Here is an 18,156-nt window from a genome sequence, read left to right on the forward strand (position 1 = left end):
TTTACATTTTAGATTCTGAGATTAGGCTTTGTTTTCTTTTGTTTGCAGGTAAAATTTGCAGGATTTTTCTGTATTTACTGACCGTTCTTCTAGCGCAAACTATACCCATTTTTAGTAGATGTTCTGAAATAGCTTCGTCTGATAGAGGAATAATTTCTTTAGATACAACCTCTCTAATAGCATCTTTTGCTTTTTCCGAGTTGATAGAATTATTTTGTAGTGTTTGTAATTGATTTTTGCTCGAGGGGAAAAGTTGTTTAAGAGGAATAATTCCTATAGGGCAAGACACGCTCTTGTTCTCTATGGCGCGAAAAATTGTAGATACGTGATATCCAAGATCTTCAGCGATATCTTTAGGTGAACATGGTCTGGGATAAGTTTCCTTGCCTAGAAGAAATAGTTCTTGTATTGGAAGTACTTTTTGAATGAGAGCGATCAGTGTTTGTTCTCGTTTCTTTATGGATTTTAGAAGATGCTTCGCTGCCATTACCTCTTTTGACCAACTACCAAAGGTAGTTTCTTGAAATAGTTTGAGAATTTCCATATCTAGCTTTAGCTCAGGGATACCTTTCTTATTGACGTTTATCAACCATTGTCCTTCATGCTCTCGTAAATAAACATCAGGCAATGGCGGTCTTAGAGGAGATCTAGGTTTCTCTAGATCAGAAAACGGAACCCAAGAAATTTTTCGGAAAGCTTTTCTCAAGGAGCAGGAGAATTCCTCAATGGACACGGAAAGTTTTTTTGCAATTTTCACAAAGTCACATGCAATCAGCAAGGAATAATAATCGTTGACAGCTTGATACACTAGAGGAAAATCAAGTAATTTTAATTGCAGTAACCAATGTTCTTTTAAGTCAAAGGAAGCTACACCTACAGGAGAAAATTTCTTTACTCGATCTAAAACATGTTGAACAGTTTCTTCTGGGTAATCTGTGAGAATGGATAATTCTTTCACGGAGGTAGTAAGAAATCCATGTTCATCAAGACTACCTATAATAAATTCAGCTATAGAACGTTCTGCTAGAGAAGAAAAAGTAGCTTCAATTTGGCGGTTCAAAAGAGATATAGGGGAATTTTCTTCTGAGAATCCAAGAATAAATTCAGAAGCGAAAGAAGATTTTTCAGAGGAGATACCGATAGCTTCAGTTGAATCTAAAGAAGATAAATCAAATATGGGATTTGCGATTACCTGCTGTATAACCAGCTGAGTAAGTTCATCGATAGGAGCTTCTAAGATTTTCAAGCTCTGCTGTAACTCTTGAGAGAGGGTACACGTTGCAGAAACTTGTAAATCTTGGTGTAACATAATCAGCGCATGTGCACTAGGTAATCCATAGGAATCTCTCGGAGAAATCTACTAGGTTTCATTACTCGTATAGATCCCCAAAGGAATCGAGTTTGTGCTGCTGTGAGGTAGAGTAAATCCTGAGCCCTTGTAATTCCTACGTAACATAGCCGTCGTTCTTCTTCAAGATTTTCGTAATTACCTTTAGAGTTTGCGTGAGGGAAAAGATTTTCCTCGAGTCCTACTAAGAAAGCAATCTTGAATTCTAATCCCTTGCCGTTATGAATTGTCATTAAATTTAAACAATCCCCTGTTTGGTTAACTTCGTCGGTGGAGCTTTTTAAAGCTAGATCATCAAGAAATGCCTCTAATCCTCCCGAAGGGTTTTGTACCTCCCATTCATAGGTTTTGGAGATAAGTTCTTCTATGTTGCTTTTTCTATCTTCAAAAGTATCAGGATCATCTCTTAGGACGTCGAAATATTTCGAAAGTCGAACTGTTTCAACTAGCAATTCATGTAACGCGAGCTTGTTAAGACGTTCTCGAAGGGAATCTATAAGGGCAACAAATGCCTGTAATCCTTCTTTTTGTTTTTTCCCCAGTTTGAGAGATTTTTCCGTCAAAACCTTTTTACAAGCAGACAGAACAGGGAGATTTTCTCTGGAAGAAAACTCTATGATATTAGAGACCGATGAAGGACCCAAACCTCTTTTGGGTAAGTTAATAGTTCTTTCAAAAGCGACGTAATCTCTGTCCGAAGTAATCAAACGTAAGAAAGCAACGATATCATTGATTTCTTTCCTCTTATAGAAGGAAATTCCTCCAATGATCTCGTACGGGATACGTCTGCGTAATAGAGCATCTTCAAAAGTTCTAGACTGAAAGTTCGTCCGATAGAAGATACAGAAATTCCTAAGGGAGATGCCATAATTTTTGTGTAGACTCCAAATTTCGTCTGCAACAAAATCTGCTTCTTCCTTATCCGTTTTTCCTATGAATAAGCGAATTTTTTCTCCGGGACCTTTTACGCTGCGGAGAATTTTTTTAAATCTGGATTCGTTGTGTGCTATCAAAGCGTTGGCAGCTTCTAATATGTTTCCATGGCTTCGGTAATTATCTTCTAGGCGTACAATCAAAGCTTCTGGATAATCTTTTTCGAAGTTGAGAATATTATGAATGTTGGCGCCTCTCCACGAATATATAGACTGGTCAGGGTCCCCCACAGCAAAAATATTATGGTGTTTTTTTGCTATGGCTCCAGCAATAACGTATTGGGCGTGGTTTGTATCTTGATACTCATCGATCAACAAAGCATCCCACAGATGTTGATATTCTTCTAATGTTTCTGAGGATTCTTGAAACAATCGAACAGGCAAAAGTAACAAATCGTCGAAGTCTAGTGCATTGGCTTCTAATAATTTTTTTTGATAGTTCTGATATATGGGAATGATAGGCTCTTCGTACTCCCTAGGGTCAATGTCCTCAGGGCAGAGGAGAGAATTTTTTGCTCGCGAAATGTAGTACTGAACTGTGCCGGAAAGATTTTTTTTCAGATTAAGTTCTTGCAGGCATTGTTTAATCAATTTTTCTGAGTCGCTTTGATCGTAAATAATGAAATTGGGACTTCTACCAAGTTTGTGAATAGACCGCCTAAGGATGTACACGCCGAGACTGTGGAAAGTGCAAATCATAGGGCGTTGCTCAATGGAGAGATCCTGAGACATCATGTGAAGAACCCTTTCATCGAGCTCTTTGGCTGCTTTGTTGGTAAAGGTCATCACGAGAATTTTGTTAGGAGAGATTCCTTCTCGGACAAGCCTGAGGATCCTATAGCTTACAACACGCGTCTTTCCTGCTCCAGCTCCCGCAAGAACAAGGACTGGACAGAATGGAGCTGTTGCCGCAGCATACTGCGCTTCGTTTAACTCTGAAAATAACAAGGTCACGAGAAGGCTCCTTTTTTGCTTGTTTTCTCACCGTTTGCTAAAGAATTTATAGAGATGAAATCTGGTGGCAGAGTATTATATCTCACAGTTTAAGAAAATGGTATTTTTGTGAATGTCGTCTTAGACTTCGATAAGCTGGATTATTCTTGGCAAGAGAGGCTGGAGGTCGTCCGTGGTTCTCCAACAGTTAGGAGATTAGATGATTTTCTTGCTTCGGAATATGAAAATCGGCAGGTTTTCCCGAAACGGGAGGATATCTTTAGCGCTTTGTCTTTAACACCTTTTGATAAAGTCCAGGTTGTTATTCTAGGACAGGATCCTTATCACGGGGAGGGGCAGGCGCATGGGCTTTCGTTCAGTGTCCCGGATGGGGTTCCACTACCTGCATCTTTGGTCAATATATTCCGTGAGCTAGAGGCGGATATAGGTGTTGTGAATACCAAAGGTTGCCTGCAATCGTGGGCTACTCAGGGTGTCTTGTTGTTAAATTCTGTTCTTACAGTAAGGAAAGGATTACCTCGGTCTCATGCAGGTAAGGGATGGGAGGTCGTAACGGATGCTATCATTTCTGAGTTAGTGAACAGAGAAGACAGATTAATTTTCGTCTTGTGGGGGAGTGATGCTAGGAAAAAATGTAACATTTTGTTCCAAGCTCCACAACGTCATGCGATCTTGTGTGCTCCTCATCCTTCGCCGCTTTCCGCTTATCGAGGATTTTTTGGTTCTTCTCCCTTTTCAAAAATTAACTATCTGCTTAGAAAGCAAAATAAACCAATGATTAATTGGAAGCTTCCATGAGCGAAAACATCTGTTTGATTAAACTAGGGCAAATAAAGAAGGTAGTCTCTCGCCCTGCGGCTAGCTTAGAAATGACCGCTCTAGCTGAAGGGGTTAGGAAGAGCGAAGGAGTGGCCTCTTCAGAGAAAATACAAAATGACTTCGTAAGGGTAGAGAACATTCTTTCCGAAATGAGGGATCTTCGCCTAGAGGTTGAGCAGTCTTTGCAAAAAAGCTTACTCCCTCAGTGTTAAAGTTTCTTGCGAGAGAGTAGACAAAACTTCAGATAGCTTTTTCAGAGCTTTCGCCCTGTGAGAGACCCTATTCTTCAAGTCTTCTGTTAATTCCGCGAAAGTTAGATTGTAATCGTACTTGAAAAATAAAGGGTCGTAACCAAATCCACCGGAACCCCTCTCCGCATCGGCAATATACCCTTCACAACAACCTTGAGCTTTATGCACCTCCCCCGTTGGAGAATACAAAACCACGCTACACTCGAAATATGCAGACCGAGCGACAGGCCCAGAAAGATGAGTCATTTGACGAAGTAATTTTTGCCGATTATCTTTATCAGAAGAATTGGGCCCAGCAAAATCACTGGAATTCTTTCCTGGCAAACCATCCAAAGCAGGAACAATTAAGAACGACGTCTCTGCTATGGCCCACATCCTTAGCGTCGAAGAGGCTTGTTGTGCTTTTTTAAAGGCAACTTCTTCAGGAATATCCCCTTTCACAGGCTCTAGTCGGTAGGAAGGAAAATCCAGCAAAGAAAAAACGTCAAAGTCACCCACACTCTTTAGGAAGGCTTTTGTGGCGCGAATCTTGTAACCGTTAGTACTGACAATAACAATATCCATGAGGGCACCTTCAGAAAGAGATAACAAGCGCTCCAAGACGGCCGGAGAGGAGCGTCCCTGTCCTGAGGATATCATCAGTAAGATTAAAGAACAACCATCCAGAAATGCTTTTCAAGGCTTATTTTGCTTTAAAACTTTTTCACAGCTAGTATGGGCCTATGAGGAAGTTTTGTTTTGTCATAGTACTAGTTTACTCAAATATCCTATTTCCGCTGTTTTCCTCAGTGGTTGAGGTGGGCTTAGATCGTGTTTTCTCCGAGGATAAGTATCGAAAGATGCTTCAGGGGAAAAGAATCGGTTTGATCTCTCATCATGCAGCAATTAATCGGGAACGCAAGGACGCTCTCAAAGTATTTGAAGAGCAGGGAACATGTACTGTTAAAGTGCTAATGTCTCCAGAGCACGGTTTTTATGGAGCTTTTTTTGCTGAAACACTTGGGAAAGATCAGAGCGAGACAATAAAAAAATACAAACATATCTCTCTGTATGGAAAGTCGGAAATTCCTTCTTCCATTGTGGACTTATGTGATGTTTTGGTTTTTGATGTCCAAGACATCGGAGTGCGCTCATATTCTTTTATTCAGGTGCTTCTTAAGGCTGTACGAGCTTCTGAGAAGTATAAAATCCCATTGATAATTTTAGATAGACCAAACCCTTTAGGGGGTAACCTTGTTGATGGGCCTTTACCGACAAAAGGATTTGTTCCTGACGTTCCTTATTGCCATGGAATGACCTCTGGCGAATTAGCAAAATTTTTTCAATCGAAGTATTCTCCAGAAAGTAACGTAATAGTCGTCCCCATGGTGGGATGGCATCGATCAATGACTTTTCGTGATACTGGACTATTGTGGATTCCAACCAGCCCGCAAATTCCGGAAGATCGATCACCATTTTTTTATGCAACAACAGGTATTTTGGGACATTTATCTCTAACAAGTATAGGTGTAGGTTACACCTTGCCCTTTCAAGTGGTAGGTGCTCCTTGGATAGAAGAAGAAGTTTTTGCTAAGACATTAAATTCCCAGAATCTTCCAGGAGTATTTTTTTTCCCCTACCAGTATGAACCTTTTTTTGGAAAATTTAAAATGGAACTCTGCAAAGGAATTTTTCTAGTAATTACTGATTCAGAGAAGTTTCTGCCTTTGGAAACACAGTTTACCATACTAGGTGTCTTGAAAAGACTTTATCCAAAAAAATTTGTCGAAGCTATAGAAATTTTTAATCAGATTCCTTACCGAAAGACAGCTTTATCGAACCTTTTGGGAAGGGAGGATGTTTTCGAAATTTTGGAAAGGGAGACCTATATAATGTGGCCTTTGAGAAAGTTAAGTGCTTCAGGGAAAAAGCAATTTTTAGTTATGCGAGAACCATTTTTGCTTCCTGAATATGTAAATTAGCATTAACCCTAACAAGGTGCTAAAAGTCGGTCTGAATCGTTTGACAGGAATGTTTTTTGTTTTTAAGATGTCCGATTTTGTTGCTTTTTAGGGCTCAGAATGGCCCTAGCGCTAGTTAGTGAATCATCTCTGGGGAAAGAGGAGTCTTGCTAATGTAGTGTTGAGTTTCTTTTCGAGGAATTGAGTAGTAGGGAATTATCAATGACTAAGGTTTTTAATGATCGATTTGAAGGATTGAAAGCTATTTCCAAGGGTGTGTTTGCTTTAGCTAAGGCAGTGTCCGCTACTCTGGGACCCAAAGGGAGAAATGTTATTTTGAAGAAGCAATCTTCTGGTCCTGTTTCGACAAAAGATGGGGCTACAGTTACCAAAGAGGTGGAACTGGAAGATCCTTTTGAGAATATGGGAGTCAAGTTAATTCGAGAGGCTTCGATCAAGACTGCCGAGGAAGTAGGAGATGGTTCTTCAACTTCTGTTGTTCTTGCGGCTAAAATTTTTCAGGAGGGTATGAAGGGAGTGGCTTCAGGAATGGATGTTAGGAAAATAGTTCAGGGAATATCTCTAGGCGCTAGAAAATTGGATGAAGCTTTGAAAGAGATGGCTACGCCTGTAAAGAGAGATGAAGAGATATTGCAGATAGCTACGGTGTCTGCTAGTAATGATGCTGCTATCGGAGGCATAATTGCTGAGGCCATGAAAAAAGTCGGCAATGATGGTATGATTACGATTGCCGAAGGTAAAGGTGTGGATACAGTTCTGGAAGTCGTAGAAGGTATGAGCTTTGATCAAGGATACGCTTCTCCCTACTTCGTGACATCACCGGAAACTATGACTGTAGAACTAGAATATGCGTACGTGGGGATTTTAGATTACAAGTTGTCTTCGGTCAGCAAGCCTCTAATTTCTTTTTTAGAAAAAGTAGTTGCAGAAAACAAGGCTCCCCTTGTTTTAATTGCTGAAGACTTTGATGATCAAGTGTTAACTACTTTAGTAGTAAATAAACTAAAGGGAGGGTTTCCCGTCTGCGCTGTCAAAGCTCCAAGTTTTGGAGATCGAAGAAAAGCTATCCTTTCAGATATAGCGCTGTTGTCTGGAGCTACTGTTGTTTCTAATGAGGTGGGATTGTCTCTGGAAAGTGTAGGAACAGAAGTTCTTGGCAAGGTGAAGAAGATTTCTGTGGCTAAAGATAAAACAGTAATTATCGGTGGGTTTGGATCTTCTGAACTTGTTGAGGAGAGAGTGCGTCTGTTGAGAGGGGAAATAAAGGCTTGCGAATCCGGTTATGAGAAAACGTTCCTGGAAGAACGCTTGGCAAAACTAAGCGGAGGAGTCGCTGTGATAAAGTTGGGAGCTGTTACTGAAGCCGAGTTAAAAGAGAAGAAATATCGCGTGGAAGACGCTTTGTATGCGACCAAGGCCGCTGTCTCTGAAGGTATAGTGCCTGGTGGGGGAGTAGCTCTGGCAAAATGTTCTCTTGTGCTGGAAAATATGCAGGGCAAGGATTCTGATGAAAATTTTGGTTTGGCTGCGGTTCACAAAGCCTCCAGGACTCCTTTACTGACAATAGCTTCTAACTGTGGCCGAGAAGGAGAAGTTATTCTAGAGCAAGTATTGAACCAAAAAGACAAAAATTTTGGGTATAATGGACTAACAGATTCCATTGAAGATTTGGTAACTTCTGGGGTTCTAGATCCTGTTTTGGTGACCCGTTCAGCGTTAAAAAATGCTGTTTCTATGGCATCGATGTTGTTGTCAAGCGCATATTTTATTGCGGATAAACCTTCAAAGAAAAAGTCATCAGGTTCAGATTTTTCGGGAAGCGATGGATTTCCAGGGATGTAATCAGTCAGATTGTTGATCATGTTGATTATTAGAGAGTTGTTTTATTCAGGCCTGTTTGAAACAACTTGATCATTTTTCGATTTCTTGGTTACACTGCTCTGTGCAAAACGTGCACTGGTAGCTCAGTTGGATAGAGTACCTGGCTACGAACCAGGCGGTCAGAGGTTCGAATCCTCTCCAGTGCGTAAATATAGGAGGTATAGAATGAGGTCTTTAGTAGGAAGCCAAGCCCCTTCTTTTGTTGCTAGGGCTGTTGTTGATGGAGAAGTGGAGACTATATCTCTAGAGTCCTATAGAGGGAGGAATGTCGTCCTTTTCTTTTACCCTAAAGATTTTACTTTTGTTTGTCCGACAGAGTTACATGCTTTTCAAGATGCTTTATCTGATTTTGAAAAAAGAGATGCCATTGTTTTAGGATGTTCTGTTGACGACGAAGAAACACATAAACGCTGGTTAGACACTCCCAAAAAGGAGGGGGGCGTGGCCGGGATTTCTTATCCTTTGATATCTGATGTCAGTAGGGAAATTTCACAAAAATATGGAGTTTTGCATCCTGAGGAGAATTTGTCTTTTCGAGGACTTTTTCTAATAGATAAGATAGGGATAATTCGTCATGCTGTTATTAATGACCTTCCCCTGGGTCGTTCTGTTGAAGAAGAACTTCGTGTTTTAGATGCTTTACTTTTCTTCGAAAGGAACGGAATGGTTTGCCCAGCAAATTGGAAGCAAGGTAGCAGAGCCATGGTTCCTAATGAGGAAGGACTTAAGGAGTATTTTAGTACCATCGATTAGAAGGTAAATAAATCGTAGAGGTCCTTTTCCGAAAATAAGAGTAGACTGTTGTATTTCCTACATGCTGAACACAGGGCCTCTATGATGTTGTTATCGCCGACCCCGGGTAGGGCTATGGCGATGATGTTTTTTATGGAATTTTGAGTGTTAAGAAAGTGTATTCCGTAGAAATAATTTTCTATAGAGTATCCTTCTTCCTTTACTCGAAAGTAGACGACGCTGTAATTATACATCAGTGTCTTAATAGCCAAAGAGATCCCGCAACTATTGGAATGTCCCAGGTGGGTACAAAGATCCATGGGTGAGTGGCACAGATACGCAGCATCAAAGCAGCCCTTTTCTGCTTCGCCAAACAACGCTACAGTTGGTCGCATTTTGGAATTTAGTTGGTGATTTTCCCTTGATTTTGGATCTTACAAGAGCGTTTTATTATTAGCCATCGAATAATAGTTTATTGTAGAAAAGTTATTTGTCTTTTTTTTCTGAAGTTAAACAAAGTCTTTGACCAGCATAGATATCATCGGAATTAAGTTTATTAATTTTTTTTAACTCTTTAGGGGAAATTTGAAATTTTTTAGATATGGTCCAAAGACTATCACCCTTTTGAACCGTATAAAACCTTTTAGAACTTTCGCAAATAATCTCGGGATACTCTCCAGGCGTTGAGCCATCTATCAGCGAGGCCAAGGAGCGTCGGAGGAGTTTCATGTCTTTCAGTAAAAGCTCATGATTATCTCCCAAGGCCTTAAGCTTGTCGTATAGACAGGTCTGAGTCTCTTTTAGAGAGGAAGCTAAAGCTGTTACAGTTGCTTTTAGTTTCTTTTGTTCCGCCTCTAGACAAGTAATTTTAGGCTGCAAAGAATTTTTGTCTTTTAGCAATGATGAAGAAATTTTTGCCTCTAAATCGTCCAAACGATCTGAAAGCAGAGAGAGCTCTGCCTCATGGTGCGAAAACTTAAGCTCCAACTCTTCCAGTTCAGCTTCTAGCAACTGAGAGATAGGGACTTTCTTAGATTCTTTAGCTGCAACGATTTCTAAAGATCCTGTTAAAATACAAATTATGGCAACTCTTAAGAATTTTTTAGCCCGCATGAATCTTGAACTCCGTGCGACGATTTTGTTGCCAGGCAAGCTCATTATGTCCGGGATGAACGGGATGTTCTTTTCCGTAAGAGACAGTTAAAAGACGATTGGAGGATATCCCTTGTTTGATAAGATATTCTTTCACTGAATTAGCTCTTCGAGATCCCAATGATAAATTGTAAGCCGCCGCACCGCGCTCATCGGTGTGCCCCTCTATAAACAAGGTAGTCTTTGAGTTTTTCTTTAAGTATTGAACCAAACTTTGCAGGATAGCTAAGTTATTCTCCCCCTTTATAGTGTAACTATCTGTAGCAAAGGTAATGTTTCTGAAAGAGTTGGTAGCTTTAGGGGCTTGTTTATAAAGTTGTTCCTCTTTGACATCGTAATCACCAACTTTGCCTTGGGCAAGATCCTCTTCCTCGTAAAAAGGAACAAAAGCAAATTGAGAACGATGCCCCTTTCGTGGAATCCCATGGCATCCCCCACAACAATTGTCCTGCCACGCAGGCATGCCGCAAGAGGATAGAAGAAGACTGGTAACTAGTAGGCTAAAGAATAGGTGGTATATTTTCATAATAATCTCTTTGGTTGACTCGCAAAGGCTCCCCAGGAGGGAAAGCGTTTTTCTCCTGGTCCTGAAGTAATTTTAGTTATTTTTTTAGTAAAAACGCTAAGCAAATAAATATCTGACTTATCCGAAGATCCGGAACTAAACACCAAGTGACGGTCATCTTTTGCCCATGAAGGATTTTCTTTATTTTCTGGAGAAAAGGTTAGTTGCAAATCTTCTTTCGTCGTTAAATCGTGTACAAATATTTGGCGTGTACCCTTGACTACCGCACAAAAAGCTACAAATTGTCCGTTATTAGACCAAGTTGGGCAACTACAGTTGCGGTAGCGTTTGGTGAGTAGATAAGGAGTGCTCAATTCTGGCTCTATAGGCATAACATAAATTCTTGGAGAGCCGTCTTTATTTGAAACAAATAATATCTTGGTACCGTCAGGACTGAAAGTCGGATTGCCTTGTGTGCCGAAAGAAGCATTCAGCAAAGGAAAAGGTTTCCCAAGAGCACCGGAAGTTAAGGAAAATGGTTGTAAAAAGATATCTGGATTTCCATTGATGTCTGAAACAAAAACAAGCTTATTTTTGTGACAAGAAATATCTGGCATCAACTGGTTGCCCCTCAGAGATACTACACGTTGTCCCTGAGATTTATCGAAAGTATTGATAAAAATTTTGGGCACGCCTGTCTTATAAGAGACATATAAGTAGGGACAGGACTTTGAGGGAGAGCGAATAAATTTAGGGGTGACAGAAAGAGATTTCTCTTCTGTTTTTTGGGCTAAATTGGCTCCATCGTAATCGATAGTCCAAAGTTCTCCCTGTTTCAAGAGTTCTTCATTTTGTTGGCAAGTATTACTTAGGGTAAAGAGAATAACTCCAGAACAAATGCCCGGAATCCCTGTGAGAGCTTCATGGACGGCATCAGCAACGAGATGAACCTTCTTTCGATCTTCTCCGAGGACTCCAGAAAGTAACTGAGGAGGGAATGTGAAGTCTTCCTTCATTTTCCCAGAAAAAAAACAAGACACTGAAATTTCTGGGTAACGTATCCTCAATAAGACCTTCAAGGATGGATCAGAAGCATTATTTTTGGAAGCAACAGGAGCTAACCGATCCCCCGCAGCAAGATCTCTTTTAAAAATTTCAAACAACTGTTCTGAATAATTACGCTTATTATCAGCCTGTGTTTGGGAAACAGAAAAATCTAAAACTACATTTACAGGAACGGAACGAGCCTCTGTTCTTACCGAAACCTCTAACTCTTTAGCAAGAGAGGAGGAAAAAGGAAGAAGCTGCAGCAAACAGGTGACTATGAAGGACAAAAAACTTCTCATACACACTGGATAGCAAAAAGTCCCAGAATAATCAAGGCTCTCCCACGAGTTTAATGTGGAAAGAGATATTTTTCGAGTTTTTGTGTTTTTTTACAAAATCTTCGAAAGAAATTTTGTGAATTTTTGATAAAACATACTGCTTGTTAAGTTCTGTTTCTGATTCGTATATAAGGCAGTTTAACAACTCTCCCGTGGGGGAGATAGAAAGTTGCATGCGTAATATTCCTGGTAAGGGTAAAACCAGGTGTTTACGTAAAAGCTGAGTCAAGTTTTCTGGGTTTAATCCTACAGAATTTTCTGCATCATCTCCGGTGGAAACAAAAACAGCTGTTTTCCTCAGTACGGGATCATGTAAACGTTTGTTATCTGCTTCCAAACGTTTAGTCATCTCGTTAGCCATCTTTGCTAATTCGCGGAGTTTTTCGTTTCGGTAGTTATCTGCAGTATTTTGTTTCTGCTGAGATGGGGCATCGGTTTTTGTGTTAAGAATAACTTTTGTCGGAGGAGAAGGAAGTTTTTCTTTAAATGTTTTTTGCTCTCTTGAGGTCTCTGAAGGGAGTTTCTGTGGTGACTGTTTAGAGGGTAGAGTTTTCTCAGAAATTTCTTTGGGAGTAAGTGTTTGTGAAGAGAGGAGAGAGGATTGCACAGTGGAAGAATATTCTCGGGCCTCAAGGCTTTTTGATGAGGATATTCCTTCCTGTGGGCGAGAGCTTGGTATGGCAGTTGGGGAAAGAAGAGGTGTTGATGAGTTCCCGACTCGTTGCTCTGACGATAACAAAGATGTTTCTACGAAAGTTTCCACAAAATGTTCTCGTAACTTTATGAGAGGCCGTTTGGAGGGAGCAATGTCTAAAGATAATAGCGAAATACAAACAACATGAAGGCTTAAAGAAAAAAATGCTTTGCCAAAGGGAAAGTTTTTATTCACGAACTCCTCAAAGCTACGTGGAGATCTTTAAATCCAACTGTTTCCACTTGGTCCTTTACTCTTCTGTAAGTTCCAAAAGAGGCTTTTTCATCATGCAAGAGGAGAGGAATAGCGCTAGGAAATTGTTGCTTTAAAGCTTTTAATTTTGCTGACAAGGAAGACAGATCTATTTCTTGATCGTTTACAGTGACTGTATTGTTGGCAAAAACTCGAAGGACTATTTCTGGTGATTTTTGTTCAGGAGAAGATGTATTTTTTGTTAATGAAGGGCAGAGGGTCACAGAATCCAAGCGAATAAAAGGGACAGAAACCATAAATGTCATGAGAATGACAAAAACAACATCTATTAGTGGAGTGAGATTCACAGAAGGCTCGTCTTCCTCCTTGGAAGTAAATAGGAATCGTTTCATACGAAAACCTTAAAGAGTATTTTGCCTGTACTTCACAGAGATAGCATTTAGAAGCAGGTAGGCAGTTTGTTCAATCTCAAAAGTTAGGGCATTTTCCTGCGCTTTTAAGTAGTTGTAGGTGATCAAAGAAGGAGCGGCTACTAACAAACCTGCTACTGTTGTACCTAAAGCCGTTGCTATCCCTGCCATTAGTGTTTCTCCGTTTGAGGTTCCCATCCCAGAAAAAGCCTCTAAGATTCCCCATACGGTCCCCAGAAGCCCAAGAAAAGGAGCCACGCTAATAGCAGTTGCTGGAATAAAATTATTTCTCCCTAGTAAGGAACGATATTTAGGCATGACTACGCCGAAGAGGTTTTCCAAAGATAGAATATCTTCGCTAGAAAGAACAGGACCTTTGTCAGGAGAAGCTGCTCGGTTTTTATCCAGTAATTCAAGCGTTCCTCTCTTTAGAGTGTAGTACAAGTCGGCGAAGGGGCTGATCTCCGGATGAATATCCAGAGAGAGAGGAGTATTGCGGTTTTTTATTAGAAATTCTTTAAGGTTTCTGCCTGACTTACGAAAATTTTGTTGGACAGTGATCTTTTGCTGCAAAATTATCCACGTGAAGACGGAGATTAGTAGTAGTAATAAAAATATTGCTTTTCCGAAGAAGCCAGCCTCTTTATAAGCATAAAAAACGGGATTTTGGGCCAAAAGTATCATGGGATCGAAATTCGGTGTTCTTTTTAAGTTAGCTGTAGTAGATAGAAAGAATTTAAACTCTCGACGATGATCCTAGCAGATTTTTATTATAGATCCAAGATTGTTTTGTTAAAAATTTTTAACAAATTAAATCTAAGGGTGGCTTTTATTATAAAATGAAATAATAATATATGGTTTTCACGTTATTTAGATAGTAAATTATGTCCAAAATAAAATCTTATCTAGCAACATTTTGGGGTCTTCTTCTTGTCTTTGCCCCTACAGTTTCTCAGGGAAAAGAATTTTTTGCCGAAACGAATTCGTCGAAGGCTACTCTTATTTCTGAGTCCGCGCATATTTCTGAAGGGCAAGCTTTTCATTTAGCTGTTAAGTTGAAAGTCCCCGAAGGTGGGCACATATATTGGAAAAATCCTGGGGAAATTGGGCAACCTCTGGAAATATCCTGGGAGATTCCTCAAGAGTTTCGTATTTCCGAAGAGTTTTGGCCTTGCCCAGAAATTTTTAAGGAAGCAGATATAACGAGTTATGGATACACGGGGTCTGTTTTAGTTATAGCGAAAATTATTCCCGCAGAAAGGTTAGTGGAGGGTAAGCATTATATTTTTAAAGCTAAGGCAAACTGGTTGGCTTGTGCCAGTAGCTGCGAGCCAGAAGCGGCAGAAATGAAGTTGTCTCTGCAAGCAAGTTCTTTGGCTCCTAAACTTAACAATGACAGCGCGGCAGATTTTGCCCAAACGCTCCTATCCCTACCTCGAATTATAGATAGAGAAAAGGAGTCTCTTGTAGCTATCAGAGAGGAGGAGAAAATTACTATCTCCTTACAAAGTTCTATAGCAGCCAAGATTTGTGGTGCTGAATTTATCCCAGAGACTAGAGACCAAGCCGTTGATTATTCTAGTGAGCAATTATTCTCTTCTAAAGACGGAGAAAAATTTACTCTAGTGGTAAAAACAACACCAGGTTCAGAGCAAGTTTCTTTTGTTAAAGGAATCCTGCTATTGAAGGATGAGGGGGGGAATGTTGCTCAAGCCCTGGCTGTAAACACAAATTTTGATGAAAAAATGCCCGGACTTGTGGAAGTTTCAGACTTAATTTCGTCGTCCTTCTTACTCATTCTAGCTTCTGCATTCCTAGGAGGATTACTATTAAACATTATGCCTTGTGTTTTGCCTTTGATTACTCTTAAGGTGTACAGTTTAGTAAAATCCTCTGGTGAACATAATTGTTCTGTGGTGAAAAATAGCTTAGCCTTTGTTTGTGGTGTTATCGGATGTTTTTGGGCTTTGGGCGCAGCAGCGGCTCTACTTAAGTTGTTAGGCCATAACATAGGGTGGGGTTTTCAGCTGCAAGATCCGACATTCTTAATGATTCTTATTTTGTCGATGTTTTTATTTTCTCTAAGTTCCTTAGGCTTATTTGAATTGGGGGCGATTTTTGTTAACTTAGGTAGCCATTATGATTCTTCTAGAAAACGTTCCGGATGGGCAGGTTCTTTTTTCAACGGCGTTTTGGCTACGCTAATCACTACTCCTTGTACCGGCCCCTTTCTTGGTTCAGTGCTAGGATTGGTAATGTCTCTGCCGATTGTCAAACAAATAAGTATTTTCACCAGTATGGGACTAGGAATGTCTTCGCCATATCTTGTGCTAGCTCTGTTTCCTAGACTGCTTGTTCTCCTGCCAAAACCTGGTGCTTGGATGGGAACATTTAAACAAATCACTGGGTTTTTGTTGATGGCTACCGTGGTTTGGTTGATTTGGATTTTTAGTGTGGAAACAAATGTTGAAGCTGTTAATCTTCTGTTAGTTGCTCTCCTGGTTGCTGCTTTTGCTGTGTGGATTTTGGGCCGATGGGGTTTGCCAATTACGCCCAGAAGGAAGAGATGCTTTGCTATTACTGTCTCAGTCGTGATATTGGGTTTTTCTTTGTTCTTAGGGGTGAAAGCTTCTTGGACTGAGAAAGATAGAACTGCCCCTTCCTTCCCTAACGCTGGGTGGGAAAAGTTTTCTAGAGAGAAAGTGGAAAAGTATCAAAGCCAGGGGCGAGGAGTTTTTGTTCATTTTACTGCTAAATGGTGTTTAACTTGCCAAGTGAACAAGCCAGTATTATATGCCCCAGAAGCCCAGCGCTTTTTCAAGAGTCGCAATATTGTAACCATGGAAGCCGATTGGACAAAAAAAGATTCTGCAGTTACTGAAGAATTAGCTCGATTGGGTAGAGCTAGCGTGCCTACTTACGCTTATTACCCTCCAGGGAGATATTCAAAGCCTATCCTTTTGCCTCAGAATTTATCTCAGAAAGTCATAGAGACAACCATAGACTCTGTGACCTAGTAGAAGATTTTTACTAGTTTTATTTACTAGGAACAGGTAGTTTGATGTCCTCTCGTCTTTCCGTTTTGTTTGGAGAGACGATACGAGTACCTGTCTAAGTCATAAGGTAACGGAAGGATTTTATGTCTCTCATAGATGCGCATCTTCATCTTGCAGATCAATCTTTCCAAGATGATATTTGGGAAGTTTTGCTACGAGCTGAAGCAGAAGGCGTGGGAACTCTGCTTAACGTTTCTACGACTCAACAAGAATTAAAAAATGCTTTCCGCTATGCGGAGGCTTCTCCAAACATAAGATTTCTTCATGCTGCAGGAACTCCCCCTCAAGATGCTTTAGGAGATATGGAAGAGGATTTTGCTTTTTTCACCAAAACAGCTCGGGAAGGAAGGTTATCTGCTATTGGGGAGATTGGGTTAGATTATGGCTTTGTTCACAATGAGCAAGAGAAAGTCCGTCAACAAGAGGTTTTTAAGAAATATTTGTCTTTGGCTCTAGAATGTGATCTCCCGCCAGTAATTCATTGTAGGAATGCCTTTGAGGATTTTTTTGCCATAATAGATACTACTTATAAGAATGGGCGACCTGGAATGTTACACTGTTTTACAGGATCTTCTGAGGAAGCTATGCAGCTAGTCGAAAGAGACTGGTACATTTCCATTAGTGGTATAGTCACTTTTAAGAATGCTGAGTCCTTGAGGGAAGTGTTACAAGCTTTGCCCTTAGAACTTCTTCTAATAGAAACGGATGCTCCCTATTTGGCTCCCGTGCCTTTTCGAGGGAAAAAAAATGAACCAGCTTTTATTCGGCATACTTTTGAAAAAATCTCTTCTTTGAAGGGAGTTTCTGTTTCAGAATTGGCAAACATAGTGAAGGCCAACATGTATCAGATGCTCTCTATCCATGAAAGAATTAGTGATTCTCAATAAGATAAGGAGATAACCTTCTTTAAGCTCGAGAATTCTTTGCCAGATTTTTCTTACAAATTTTTCCCTTTTCAGCTTATTTTGAAGAAATAAATTGAAACAGGAGCCTTTGATGTATGAAAAAAGCAAGAAACCTTGTGTAGCTGGTGGTCGGTTTTCTTTTTTCTTGCGAGTACTTCACTCTATTTCTGGGGTAGCATTCACATTCTTTCTGTGTGAACATCTTCTTACAAATTTTTTGGCGTCGTCCTTTGGAGGTAACGGGAAGTTTTTTGTAGCTCTTGTCAATAGATTTCACGCTATCCCAGGCTTAAAATTTATAGAGATTTTCTGTTTAGCTTTACCTTTCATGGTACATGCTATCATTGGGGTAGTCTATGCAATTAATGGACAGTTTAATACGCACAGTAAGTATGGAAATACTCCAAAGTGTAATTTTGCAAGAAATCATGCTTACGTGTGGCAACGCGTTACAGCTTGGGCACTTCTATTAGCAGTAGGATTTCATGTAGTACACATGAGATTTGTTTTATACCCGTCCAAGGTGGAATGGAGAGGAAAATTTTATTTCGCCGTGACATCTCTTGGGAAACAAGTTCTTCCAACGGTGGGGGAAACAGCAGAATATCAAGTGCTGGTCCAGAAAGAAAGACTGGCTTTCCCCGATGAGTTGGAGAAAAATCTGGCTAATGAGAAAGTTCTAATATTGGCATCGAGTGCTGGCAAAGCCTTCCATTACATTGTTAGAAAGGCTTTGGCTTCACTCTGGGTAGCAATACTTTATACAATTCTTGTCTTAACTTCTGTGTTTCATGGTTTTAATGGGTTGTGGACGTTTTGTTCCCGATGGGGAGTTGTTGAAACAGCCAGGCAACAAAAAATTTTGCGTTTGGGAATTTATGGGATAATTATTCCTATATTTTCAATTTTGGGTGTTTACACCATTTGGAGTTTACATTTTGCGTTTTAAGTAAAAAGG

18 protein-coding genes and 1 tRNA gene are annotated in these 18,156 nt (G+C 40.2%); 9 read left to right on the forward strand and 10 right to left on the reverse strand.

Going from position 1 to position 18,156, the window contains the following annotated elements; genetic code table 11:
- Window position 1: 1 nt before the first annotated feature.
- On the reverse strand, window positions 2-1,309 hold the full coding sequence (rpoN, locus tag KJA62_RS04840; protein ID WP_213318869.1) for an RNA polymerase factor sigma-54: 1,308 nt from the start codon (window positions 1,307-1,309) through the stop codon (window positions 2-4).
- A gap of 2 nt (window positions 1,310-1,311) precedes the next feature.
- Window positions 1,312-3,228: an ATP-dependent helicase gene (locus KJA62_RS04845; protein WP_213318981.1), complete on the reverse strand. Its 1,917-nt coding sequence runs from the start codon at window positions 3,226-3,228 to the stop codon at window positions 1,312-1,314.
- Between the two features lie 114 nt (window positions 3,229-3,342).
- On the opposite strand from KJA62_RS04845, the gene ung reads away from it, so the two are divergent.
- Window positions 3,343-4,032 carry a uracil-DNA glycosylase gene (gene ung / locus KJA62_RS04850; RefSeq protein ID WP_213318870.1) on the forward strand — a complete coding sequence of 230 codons (690 nt, stop codon included), beginning with the start codon at window positions 3,343-3,345 and terminating at the stop codon, window positions 4,030-4,032.
- Window positions 4,029-4,265 (forward strand): hypothetical protein, encoded by a 237-nt coding sequence (locus KJA62_RS04855; RefSeq protein ID WP_213318871.1) that lies wholly within the window; start codon window positions 4,029-4,031, stop codon window positions 4,263-4,265. Before ung ends, KJA62_RS04855 begins: the two co-directional genes overlap by 4 nt.
- On the opposite strand, the gene KJA62_RS04860 is transcribed toward KJA62_RS04855, so the two are convergent.
- Window positions 4,248-4,868 (reverse strand): non-canonical purine NTP pyrophosphatase, encoded by a 621-nt coding sequence (locus KJA62_RS04860; protein WP_213318982.1) that lies wholly within the window; start codon window positions 4,866-4,868, stop codon window positions 4,248-4,250. The genes KJA62_RS04855 and KJA62_RS04860 overlap by 18 nt on opposite strands.
- Window positions 4,869-5,026: 158 nt before the next feature.
- Between KJA62_RS04860 and KJA62_RS04865 the strand changes: the two genes are divergently transcribed.
- From KJA62_RS04865 to KJA62_RS04880, 4 genes are all read left to right on the forward strand, one after another.
- Window positions 5,027-6,265 carry an exo-beta-N-acetylmuramidase NamZ family protein gene (locus KJA62_RS04865; protein ID WP_213318872.1) on the forward strand — a complete coding sequence of 413 codons (1,239 nt, stop codon included), beginning with the start codon at window positions 5,027-5,029 and terminating at the stop codon, window positions 6,263-6,265.
- A 201-nt stretch (window positions 6,266-6,466) separates the two neighbouring features.
- The gene (groL, locus tag KJA62_RS04870; RefSeq protein ID WP_213318873.1) at window positions 6,467-8,107 is read left to right on the forward strand and encodes a chaperonin GroEL; all 1,641 of its coding nucleotides are present in this window, start codon (window positions 6,467-6,469) and stop codon (window positions 8,105-8,107) included.
- A gap of 111 nt (window positions 8,108-8,218) precedes the next feature.
- A tRNA-Arg gene (locus KJA62_RS04875) sits at window positions 8,219-8,292 on the forward strand.
- A gap of 19 nt (window positions 8,293-8,311) precedes the next feature.
- Entirely contained in the window at window positions 8,312-8,899 is a 588-nt protein-coding gene (locus KJA62_RS04880; protein WP_213318983.1) for a peroxiredoxin, read from the forward strand.
- Here KJA62_RS04880 and KJA62_RS04885 read toward each other — a convergent pair.
- From KJA62_RS04885 to KJA62_RS04915, 7 genes are all read right to left on the reverse strand, one after another.
- The gene (locus KJA62_RS04885; protein ID WP_213318874.1) at window positions 8,896-9,273 is read right to left on the reverse strand and encodes a hypothetical protein; all 378 of its coding nucleotides are present in this window, start codon (window positions 9,271-9,273) and stop codon (window positions 8,896-8,898) included. The two genes, KJA62_RS04880 and KJA62_RS04885, sit on opposite strands and share 4 nt — an antisense overlap.
- A 91-nt stretch (window positions 9,274-9,364) precedes the next feature.
- On the reverse strand, window positions 9,365-9,991 hold the full coding sequence (locus tag KJA62_RS04890) for a LysM peptidoglycan-binding domain-containing protein (protein WP_213318875.1): 627 nt from the start codon (window positions 9,989-9,991) through the stop codon (window positions 9,365-9,367).
- The gene (locus KJA62_RS04895; protein WP_213318876.1) at window positions 9,981-10,556 is read right to left on the reverse strand and encodes an OmpA family protein; all 576 of its coding nucleotides are present in this window, start codon (window positions 10,554-10,556) and stop codon (window positions 9,981-9,983) included. Before KJA62_RS04895 ends, KJA62_RS04890 begins: the two co-directional genes overlap by 11 nt.
- Complete coding sequence (tolB, locus tag KJA62_RS04900; RefSeq protein ID WP_213318877.1) at window positions 10,553-11,881, reverse strand: Tol-Pal system protein TolB; 1,329 nt, start codon at window positions 11,879-11,881, stop codon at window positions 10,553-10,555. The genes KJA62_RS04895 and tolB overlap by 4 nt, the downstream gene beginning before the upstream one ends.
- Before the next feature lie 31 nt (window positions 11,882-11,912).
- Entirely contained in the window at window positions 11,913-12,809 is an 897-nt protein-coding gene (locus KJA62_RS04905; protein WP_213318878.1) for a hypothetical protein, read from the reverse strand.
- Window positions 12,806-13,219, reverse strand: a complete 414-nt coding sequence (locus KJA62_RS04910; protein ID WP_213318879.1) for an ExbD/TolR family protein — start codon at window positions 13,217-13,219, stop codon at window positions 12,806-12,808. The genes KJA62_RS04905 and KJA62_RS04910 overlap by 4 nt, the downstream gene beginning before the upstream one ends.
- A 9-nt stretch (window positions 13,220-13,228) precedes the next feature.
- On the reverse strand, window positions 13,229-13,921 hold the full coding sequence (locus KJA62_RS04915) for a MotA/TolQ/ExbB proton channel family protein (RefSeq protein ID WP_213318880.1): 693 nt from the start codon (window positions 13,919-13,921) through the stop codon (window positions 13,229-13,231).
- A 200-nt stretch (window positions 13,922-14,121) separates the two neighbouring features.
- Between KJA62_RS04915 and KJA62_RS04920 the strand changes: the two genes are divergently transcribed.
- The 3 genes from KJA62_RS04920 (at window position 14,122) to KJA62_RS04930 (ending at window position 18,147) form a co-directional block, all read left to right on the forward strand.
- Complete coding sequence (locus tag KJA62_RS04920) at window positions 14,122-16,254, forward strand: protein-disulfide reductase DsbD family protein (protein WP_213318881.1); 2,133 nt, start codon at window positions 14,122-14,124, stop codon at window positions 16,252-16,254.
- A 122-nt stretch (window positions 16,255-16,376) separates the two neighbouring features.
- Complete coding sequence (locus KJA62_RS04925; protein WP_213318882.1) at window positions 16,377-17,180, forward strand: TatD family hydrolase; 804 nt, start codon at window positions 16,377-16,379, stop codon at window positions 17,178-17,180.
- A 109-nt stretch (window positions 17,181-17,289) separates the two neighbouring features.
- Window positions 17,290-18,147 carry a succinate dehydrogenase/fumarate reductase transmembrane subunit gene (locus KJA62_RS04930; RefSeq protein ID WP_213318883.1) on the forward strand — a complete coding sequence of 286 codons (858 nt, stop codon included), beginning with the start codon at window positions 17,290-17,292 and terminating at the stop codon, window positions 18,145-18,147.
- Window positions 18,148-18,156: the final 9 nt, after the last annotated feature.

The organism is Chlamydiifrater volucris (genome assembly GCF_902806995.1).
Taxonomy (GTDB): domain Bacteria; phylum Chlamydiota; class Chlamydiia; order Chlamydiales; family Chlamydiaceae; genus Chlamydiifrater; species Chlamydiifrater volucris.

Coding starts and splice junctions, on each gene's coding strand:
- KJA62_RS04895 (WP_213318876.1), bottom strand. CDS start 10,556: ATGAAAATATACCACCTATTCTTTAGCCTACTAGTTACCAGTCTTCTT.
- KJA62_RS04865 (WP_213318872.1), top strand. CDS start 5,027: ATGAGGAAGTTTTGTTTTGTCATAGTACTAGTTTACTCAAATATCCTA.
- tolB (WP_213318877.1), bottom strand. CDS start 11,881: ATGAGAAGTTTTTTGTCCTTCATAGTCACCTGTTTGCTGCAGCTTCTT.
- KJA62_RS04885 (WP_213318874.1), bottom strand. CDS start 9,273: ATGCGACCAACTGTAGCGTTGTTTGGCGAAGCAGAAAAGGGCTGCTTT.
- KJA62_RS04920 (WP_213318881.1), top strand. CDS start 14,122: ATGTCCAAAATAAAATCTTATCTAGCAACATTTTGGGGTCTTCTTCTT.
- rpoN (WP_213318869.1), bottom strand. CDS start 1,309: ATGTTACACCAAGATTTACAAGTTTCTGCAACGTGTACCCTCTCTCAA.
- KJA62_RS04930 (WP_213318883.1), top strand. CDS start 17,290: ATGTATGAAAAAAGCAAGAAACCTTGTGTAGCTGGTGGTCGGTTTTCT.
- KJA62_RS04925 (WP_213318882.1), top strand. CDS start 16,377: ATGTCTCTCATAGATGCGCATCTTCATCTTGCAGATCAATCTTTCCAA.
- groL (WP_213318873.1), top strand. CDS start 6,467: ATGACTAAGGTTTTTAATGATCGATTTGAAGGATTGAAAGCTATTTCC.
- KJA62_RS04890 (WP_213318875.1), bottom strand. CDS start 9,991: ATGCGGGCTAAAAAATTCTTAAGAGTTGCCATAATTTGTATTTTAACA.
- KJA62_RS04915 (WP_213318880.1), bottom strand. CDS start 13,921: ATGATACTTTTGGCCCAAAATCCCGTTTTTTATGCTTATAAAGAGGCT.
- KJA62_RS04860 (WP_213318982.1), bottom strand. CDS start 4,868: ATGGATATTGTTATTGTCAGTACTAACGGTTACAAGATTCGCGCCACA.
- KJA62_RS04910 (WP_213318879.1), bottom strand. CDS start 13,219: ATGAAACGATTCCTATTTACTTCCAAGGAGGAAGACGAGCCTTCTGTG.
- KJA62_RS04855 (WP_213318871.1), top strand. CDS start 4,029: ATGAGCGAAAACATCTGTTTGATTAAACTAGGGCAAATAAAGAAGGTA.
- KJA62_RS04880 (WP_213318983.1), top strand. CDS start 8,312: ATGAGGTCTTTAGTAGGAAGCCAAGCCCCTTCTTTTGTTGCTAGGGCT.